9 protein-coding genes are annotated in these 7684 nt (G+C 35.2%); all 9 read left to right on the forward strand.

All coding sequences use genetic code 11. The features are described 5' to 3' along the window. Positions 1-388 precede the first annotated feature (388 nt). A complete protein-coding gene (locus LBD46_05670) occupies positions 389-1084 on the forward strand; it encodes a hypothetical protein (protein ID MDR2426649.1) in 696 nt (231 codons plus the stop codon). A 437-nt stretch (positions 1085-1521) separates the two neighbouring features. Continuing rightward, the gene (locus LBD46_05675; protein ID MDR2426650.1) at positions 1522-2826 is read left to right on the forward strand and encodes an extracellular solute-binding protein; all 1305 of its coding nucleotides are present in this window, start codon (positions 1522-1524) and stop codon (positions 2824-2826) included. Then, positions 2823-3713: a sugar ABC transporter permease gene (locus LBD46_05680; protein MDR2426651.1), complete on the forward strand. Its 891-nt coding sequence runs from the start codon at positions 2823-2825 to the stop codon at positions 3711-3713. The genes LBD46_05675 and LBD46_05680 overlap by 4 nt, the downstream gene beginning before the upstream one ends. An 11-nt stretch (positions 3714-3724) precedes the next feature. Beyond that, on the forward strand, positions 3725-4564 hold the full coding sequence (locus LBD46_05685) for a carbohydrate ABC transporter permease (protein ID MDR2426652.1): 840 nt from the start codon (positions 3725-3727) through the stop codon (positions 4562-4564). Between the two features lie 83 nt (positions 4565-4647). Then, complete coding sequence (locus LBD46_05690) at positions 4648-5259, forward strand: HAD family phosphatase (protein ID MDR2426653.1); 612 nt, start codon at positions 4648-4650, stop codon at positions 5257-5259. Next, positions 5256-5669 carry a peptide chain release factor-like protein gene (locus tag LBD46_05695; GenBank protein ID MDR2426654.1) on the forward strand — a complete coding sequence of 138 codons (414 nt, stop codon included), beginning with the start codon at positions 5256-5258 and terminating at the stop codon, positions 5667-5669. Before LBD46_05690 ends, LBD46_05695 begins: the two co-directional genes overlap by 4 nt. Before the next feature lie 63 nt (positions 5670-5732). Beyond that, positions 5733-6422, forward strand: a complete 690-nt coding sequence (radC, locus tag LBD46_05700) for a DNA repair protein RadC (protein MDR2426655.1) — start codon at positions 5733-5735, stop codon at positions 6420-6422. 122 nt (positions 6423-6544) lie between these two features. Then, the gene (locus LBD46_05705) at positions 6545-6826 is read left to right on the forward strand and encodes a glutaredoxin family protein (GenBank protein ID MDR2426656.1); all 282 of its coding nucleotides are present in this window, start codon (positions 6545-6547) and stop codon (positions 6824-6826) included. Further along, positions 6823-7323 (forward strand): hypothetical protein, encoded by a 501-nt coding sequence (locus LBD46_05710; GenBank protein MDR2426657.1) that lies wholly within the window; start codon positions 6823-6825, stop codon positions 7321-7323. The genes LBD46_05705 and LBD46_05710 overlap by 4 nt, the downstream gene beginning before the upstream one ends. Positions 7324-7684 lie beyond the last annotated feature (361 nt).

A 7684-nucleotide genomic window follows, 5' to 3' on the forward strand; every position in this document is an offset into this window, starting at 1 on the left:
ATACATTTGCATTGCCGATAGAAATACAAGAAAACACAGGTTCACATTTTTTAAGTTTATCGTTTGTGTTTCCGTAGGTTTGTAATATTGTGATCAGCTTTTTCAGATGGCAAAATCAGCATAGAGACGGTATATTACAAAAGCAACAATGACATAGCGAAGGGACGGAATGGTTAAAATAATTTTTAATTTACCGTATGATATTTTTAACACAAGTACTCTGCACAAAACGCAGGGTACTATTATTTTAAATCTTAACAAGCTGTATAAGCGCTTCTAAGCTGCGCGATGTTTGCCATATGCTTTGCTGTTTAGTATCCGATTTTTGAATTTTTGTGACTTCTGTTCGGCATTTGTCTTCATTTATCTTCTAAAACAGGAGAGTTGTATGAAAAAAAACTTATTGTTTTTATTTTTATTGATATTTACCGTTGCAACAGTTAATGCAAAAAATGTTTTTGCACAGCAAGATAAAAAAATGTTTTTAACTTTAGGTTTCATCGGACATGGCGTGGGGGAAAATTTATTTTTTGGAGGTGGAACAAGTTTCGGATACCATTCTTCCGCTTCAAGCCTTTTTACAGCCGAGTTTAATGCAGAATTCGGAGAAGCGGAACAGATAGGCAATTTTTATTATAATGAATACCGCAATGGCATATTTTATAAAAAGCATTATGGAGAAATCGATTACAGTTATATGGCTTTTGAGTTTCTGCTGTCATGGAGCCATATAGTCGCTTTATCTCAAAAAACGAAATTTCGCATAGGACCCACCGTAGGCGTACTGGCTGTTTCCGGAGTGGAATCATATGACCCTGCCTCCGTAAATGGTCATGATATAGACGGACTTCCTGATACGCATTCCGAAACAAAAACTGCTGTTACAGCGGGCATAAATATCGGTTTTATATTAAATATTCATAAACGCTGGTTTGTGGATTTTGGATATCGTTTGCTTGCAAACTCTAAAATATCTTTTGATGAAAGAGAAATAGATATATTGGGAGATAAGCTTATAATTAAAGAGAAAGATTTTGGACAAATAGAAAATCAGTTTAGCGTAATCACAGGATGGCGTTTTTAAAAGCAGAAACAAGGAATAAATGTTTAGTCCTAAATTCTAGCATATTAAGGACATTGAAAAGTTGAGCGGAATAGGGAACAATACTCATTGCCATCAAAATCTACAAAGATTATAAAGTAAATTGATGTGCCGCAGATGCGCAAAGAGTCTTTTTTACTGCATGCGGACAATTATTTTTTATCAATCTTTCATATTTTTTTATTCATGCTTTTTACTAATTTTACTTATCCAAATTATGCACAAAGAAAAACAACAACACGGACTGTTGCCGCTTATTTTTTTTCTTTAATGACTTTAATGGTTAACGACAACTGTTGTATTATCAAGTTAAACTTGGTAATCATAAATTTTATTGACTGGTATTTGCAAATTTGATAAACTCTTAACATTCGTGTTAAAATAACAATCACAAACAAAATTTCTTCCGGAGGAAATTAATGTCAAAACTAAAGATATTTATCTTGGTGAATGTTTTTTGCGCATTTATTTTTATTTTATTTATCGGTTGTGGAGACAAAAAATCAAAACAGTCTAAAGCGGACGTCGTAATATGGCACTGGATGACGGACAGGCAGGAAGCTTTTGAAGAGCTTGTTCAGCAGTATTTTAAAGAAACCGGAGTAAAAGTGTCGTTTGAAACTTATGCGCCAACCGACGTTTACAAAAATAAAATTTCCGCAGCTGCAACAGCTGACCTCTTACCCGATGTATTCAATCCCATAGCTGATAAAAAAGAAACTGCGTCATATATAAATGCTGGTTATATAGCGGACCTTACCGAAGAAATGGAAAAAGATGGATGGAAAGATTCTTTCTTTACAAAAGCTTTAACGCAAAATACTTTTGAAGCTGGAAACGAGTGGGGTGTTAAACCCGGAATTTATGCTGTTCCTCTTGACGTCAATTCTTTAATGATATATTACAACAAAGATTTGTTTTCGAAGGCGGGATTGGATCCTGAAAATCCGCCTAAAACATGGCCTGAATTTATAGAAGCGGGTAAAGCTTTAAGAGCCGCCAATATTCAGCCTTTTACAAGCGGATTCGGAGAAGGATGGCTTATAGGAGCTTTTGCCCAATCTTATCAATGGAATCTTTTCGGAAAAGAAGGGGTCTTATCGACAATCGAAGGAAAAATTCCTTATACCGATCCGAGATGGGTAAAAATATTTGAACTTTTTGCCGAAATGAGGGATAATAGGCTTTTTGCTTCTGGAATAGTTACAATGGTAAATAAAGATGCGGAAAGAAGTTTTGCAACAGGAAAAGCGGCAATGGCTTTTAACGGTTCGTGGGGGGTAAACGTCTATCATTCTATGTCGCCAAACCTTAATTATGGCGTTATGGTTCCTCCAGCTCTTACAGATGGCACAAAATATCCTTTGCTTATGTTCGGCGGAGAAGGATCCTCGTTGTTCGTGAACGAAAAGTCGCCAAACAAACAAAAAGCAATAGATTTCCTGAGATGGATGACACAGGTTGAACCTCAGGTGTATCTTGCTAAAGAAACTTTGAACATCCCTTCAAATAAAAATGCCGCCGGAGATCTTCCTCCGATATTAAAAGTTTTCTCAGAGAATATTGTAAATACTTTTGAATCGCTGCCTAAAATAGAAAGCTGGCAGGTGACCAATTTTATAAATATCAATTTGCAATCAGTCATTATAGGAGAGAGAACTCCCGCACAGGCCGCTAAAGAAGTTCAGGGTGAAAAAGAAAGACAGATGAAGGCAGACAAATGAAAATAACCCCTAAAGAAAAGTTCAGTAATTTCTGTTTTATACTGCCGGCGCTGGTTTTATTTTTGGTGTTCAGTCTTTACCCAATATTAAGAACTTTCCAATTGAGCGTTTTTGAATGGAACGGAATAGACAAGGACATGCTTTTTGTAGGGTTAAAACAATATAAACATATATTGTTTAACAATCCGGCTTTTTGGAAATCAATGTGGAACGCGGCATATGTTACCATATTGTCGCTCACTCTTCAAAACGGGCTTGCTTTGCTTCTTGCATTGCTTGTCAGCAGAAATATAAGAGGTGAAAACATATACAGAACGATATTTTTTCTGCCTCCGGTATTATCGGGCGTGGTTGTAGGCTTGATATGGAAATTCGTATTTGACGGAAATTTCGGCATATTAAATCATTTTCTGGCAAATATAAGTTTTACACAGTTTCAGGATTTTGCATGGCTTTCGGAAATAAAAACAGCTCTTTCCTCTGTAGCAGTAGTGCATATGTGGAAAGGTTTCGGGTACGGATTTATTATTTTGCTTGCCGGTTTACAGACAATTCCCACAGAATTATACGAAGCGGCCGAAGTTGATGGCGCTGACGCTTGGCAGCAGTTTAAAAATATCACAGTTCCTCTTTTAATCCCTATTTTTACAATTGTATCGATACTTACAATATTGGGTTCAATGCAGATATTCGATTTAATTTATTCAATGACAAGGGGAGGTCCTGCTGGACATACTCATGTGCCTATCACAAAAATTTATGAGTATATGAGCAACGGCGAATTCGGGTATTCTACTGCAATGGCCGTCATATTCGGCGGAGTACTTCTGGTTGTGTCGTTTGTGCAGATTTATGCCTCTAAAAAATTAAATTATAACAATAAATAAAGGAATAGCGGATGAATATGTACAAAACAAAAAAAACGATTGTTGATTCCATAACTCATATAATTTTAATAGCAGTGGCAGTTACATGTATTTTTCCAGTATTCTGGATGCTTTCCTCTTCGCTTAAAACCCAAGATCAAATATTTTCGAAAATGACGCTTTTGCCTGAAACTTGGAACTGGTCAAATTACGTTACCGCTTTTATAAAAGCAGATTTTGGACAGTATTTTTTAAACAGCGTTTTTTATACTGTCGTAGGCGTATTTTTTGTCGTTCTCATATCATCTTTAGCGGCTTATGCTTTTGCGCGGCTGGAATTTTTTGGCAAAAACGTGCTTTTTTATATGCTTATAGCAACTCTTTTAATACCGATTCCAGGTGTTTTTGTACCTTTATATCTATTATTAAAAAGTTTAGGACTTCTTGATTCAAGACTTGGTTTGCTTTTATGTTATATCAGCAATGGGCTGGCATTTGCAATATTTTTGATAAAAGGATTCTTTGACGATTTGCCAAAAGAAATAGAGGAAGCCGCTTTAATTGATGGTTGTTCGCGTTTCGGAATATATTGGAGAATAGCGCTTCCTTTAGCTAAACCGGCTCTTGCCACTATAGTCATTATGAATTCACTTACTATATGGAATGAATTTCTTTTGGCTTTGGTCGTACTACAGGATAAAGCAAAAATGCCCATACAAAGAGGTTTAATGGTTTTTCAAGGAACATTTATTACAGATTACCCTCTTCTTATGGCGGGGCTTACGATAGCGACAATACCTATAGTTATAGTATATTTACTCATGCAAAAACATATAGTTAAAGGAATAGCCGCCGGCGCTTTAAAAGGCTGATTGAAAGTAACGATAGTGCTGTCATTAGCTCTGCCAGTGTCGATATGCTGAACTTCTGAGTTGCTGCGAATGAGGCCTGTAAAATGTCTGTAAAAGTTTTAGTTTTTGATTTAGGAAAAGTCATTTTTGACTATGACTTATTCAAATTTGTTTCAGCCTTTTCGAAAAAGGCTTCAAAAAAAGGCGAAGATATAAAAAAATTTATTTTTGAATATGGCGATTTAGCCATATCGCTTGAAAACGGAAAAATAAATTCACTACAGTTTTATGAACGTCTTGCCGAAACAACCCATTATGTCGGCAGTTACAATGAATTTTCAGTAATCTGGAACGATATTTTTACTCCAATACCGGGCACAATTGAAATACTTGCCAAAATTGCAAAAAAATATAAACTTGCGATATTATCCAATACCAATGAGCTTCATTTTAAATATCTTAAATCAATGTATCCACAGATTTTTCTTTTATTTTCAGATTTTCATTTGTCTTATCGTATGAACGCCAGAAAACCCGATGACAAAATTTATGAAGAAGTTATAAAATATTACGGGATCACTGCGCAGCAGCTGTTTTTTACAGATGATTTGCTTATAAATATAGAAGCTGCAAAAAAATGCGGCATAAGAGCTTATCAATTTATTACACCTGCAAATCTTACTGCGGATTTAAAAAGGGAAAATATAGAAATATGATAGATTTTGGCATGAGAACATCAAAACAAAAAGAACTTAAATCAAAATTTGCAAAGCTTGGCATAAATGAAAGCGACATTGAGGAAAAGTTTATAAGATCTTCAGGAAAAGGCGGACAAAATGTAAATAAAGTGGCAACGGCCGTTTTTCTAAAACATATTCCTACCGGTGTTGAAGTTAAATATCACAGGGAAAGAACTCAGCTTTTAAACAGATTCTTGGCAAGAAGGCTGCTTGCCGAAAAAGTTGAAGAACTTATTCTTGGAATAAAATCGGCAAAACAAAAAGAAATAGAAAAAATAAAACGGCAGAAACGCAGACGTTCCAAAAGGGCAAAAGAGAAAATTCTTAAAGAAAAAAATCTCATAGCGCTTAAAAAGCAAAGCAGGGAAAAGGTAAGCTTTGTATGAAAGCAGCAATCGTCCATAATAAATACCACAACTGGAAATATTATAAACGTTTACCGGCGATAAATGGATACGAAGAAATTTAAACCTCATTATTTCGGTCACAGAAGCCGTATGAAAGATAAGTTTCTGGCTTCGGGTTTTGATAATTTTGCCGATTATGAAATTCTCGAATTTGCGCTGTTTTTTGCAATTGAAAGAATAGACACAAAACCTTTGGCAAAAGAGCTTATAAACAAATTCGGCAGCTTAAAACAGGTTTTGGATGCGAATATTGACGCTCTGATTTCCGTTCCAGGACTTTCAAAACATGGCGCAATATTTTTAGATTTTTTAAAAGAGATGTCCGCATATTATTCCTACCTTGAAGTCAAATCACCAAAATCTTTAAGCTCGCCGGATTTGGTCGTAGATTATCTTATAACGGTATTGAGCAGCGAAAAGATAGAAAAATTTTATATGGTTATGCTTGATTCTGGCAACAAAGTCATTGAATGTAAAGAAATAGAAAGAGGAACGGTAAATAAATCCATTATCATGCCGAGAAAAATCGCAGAAGAGGCTTTAAACAACAAAGCTTCTGCTGTAATAATAGCACACAATCATCCCGGCGGAACTTTAAAGCCAAGTCAAAATGATATTGACGCTACTGCTGCAATAAAATCTGCCCTATGCACTTTGGATATTTCTATATTGGATCATATTATTATTTCTGGGAATAAATATTTTAGTTTTAAAGAATATAATTTATTATAATTTGTATATCTTACTTTAATATTTAAATATGGCAACTGCAATCGAGCAGCCGAGAAAAGATTTGTGTCTTCATTGTTGTTGGTCAGGTTGTTTAAACTTATGTAACAAAGGAGGAGAATAAAATGACTGTAAAACATGTTGAGGGCGTAAACAAGAAAAATGACGTATTTCTTTATGCTTTAAGCACGTGTATATGGTGCAAAAGAACCAGAGCGCTTCTGGAAGAAATTAGCGTTGACTATGACTATGAATATGTAGATTTACTCGCTGTAGAAGATAAAGACAAAGCGATGAACGAGATTGAAGCCGTAAATCCAGATGGCGGTTTTCCGACAATGATAATAAATAAAATAAAAGTTATAGTAGGTTTTAAACCGGAAGAAATATTGGAAACGCTTAAATGAGCAAAAAGCTTGACTCTTCTGAAAAACTTTTAGAGATAATAAAAACAAATGCGGCGAAAAGGGGCCGTTATCTTAACAGAGATGAAATTTTTGTAAAAGAATTGGTCGATGGTCTTTATGCTAATCTTCAGCGTTATGGATACGCGTCATGTCCATGCAGGCTTGCTGCGCAGAATTATGAGTTTGACAAAGATATATTATGCCCGTGCATATATATGAAAGATGACGTTGACAAATATGGAATGTGTTTTTGCTGTTTGTATGTGTCAAAAGAAGTGTTTGACGGTATAAAATATTCTCATTCCATTCCCGAAAGTCGTCCGAAAGAAAAAACTTTCAATAATGTCATTGCCGCAGACAAAAAGACAGCTGTGTCGCCAACATGGAAATGCGGCGTATGCGGATACGAACACGAAACTGACGAACCTCCTGAAAAGTGTCCTGTATGCGGCGCTGCAAAAGAATCCTTCATAAAAAATCTGCCTGACATAATATGAAACTGCCGTAAAAACGCCTTCGTTTTTTGCTTAGGAAAAACAACTATAGATTCTGTGCCAGCCAGCGCATATATAAATAAGGCTGTTGTCAAAATTTGTTCCTCATCTAGCTGCAAAAATAAAACAGCAGACACGACAAAAATTAAAATTATTATAGCAAACATAATTTTATTTTCCATATTTTATAACAATTTTAAATGTTTTAATCGGAGAACAAAGAATCTGTATGTAAAAATTACGGAATTATCCCTTGATGTCTTGCTCTATCATATCAAGGCAGCATTGTTACTGAAATATTAATTATATTCTATAATTGATTCACTTCATTTATGACACCAGTTTAGTCGTCATTGCGAGGCAG

Origin of the sequence: Candidatus Endomicrobium procryptotermitis, assembly GCA_031279415.1 — a bacterium.
GTDB classification, from domain to species: Bacteria; Elusimicrobiota; Endomicrobiia; order Endomicrobiales; family Endomicrobiaceae; genus Endomicrobium_B; species Endomicrobium_B procryptotermitis.

Excerpts from the sequence above, each read along its gene's own strand:
- radC (MDR2426655.1), top strand. The coding sequence starts at position 5,733 with ATGGATACGAAGAAATTTAAACCTCATTATTTCGGTCACAGAAGCCGT.
- LBD46_05690 (MDR2426653.1), top strand. The coding sequence starts at position 4,648 with ATGTCTGTAAAAGTTTTAGTTTTTGATTTAGGAAAAGTCATTTTTGAC.
- LBD46_05695 (MDR2426654.1), top strand. The coding sequence starts at position 5,256 with ATGATAGATTTTGGCATGAGAACATCAAAACAAAAAGAACTTAAATCA.
- LBD46_05710 (MDR2426657.1), top strand. The coding sequence starts at position 6,823 with ATGAGCAAAAAGCTTGACTCTTCTGAAAAACTTTTAGAGATAATAAAA.
- LBD46_05670 (MDR2426649.1), top strand. The coding sequence starts at position 389 with ATGAAAAAAAACTTATTGTTTTTATTTTTATTGATATTTACCGTTGCA.
- LBD46_05685 (MDR2426652.1), top strand. The coding sequence starts at position 3,725 with ATGAATATGTACAAAACAAAAAAAACGATTGTTGATTCCATAACTCAT.
- LBD46_05675 (MDR2426650.1), top strand. The coding sequence starts at position 1,522 with ATGTCAAAACTAAAGATATTTATCTTGGTGAATGTTTTTTGCGCATTT.
- LBD46_05680 (MDR2426651.1), top strand. The coding sequence starts at position 2,823 with ATGAAAATAACCCCTAAAGAAAAGTTCAGTAATTTCTGTTTTATACTG.
- LBD46_05705 (MDR2426656.1), top strand. The coding sequence starts at position 6,545 with ATGACTGTAAAACATGTTGAGGGCGTAAACAAGAAAAATGACGTATTT.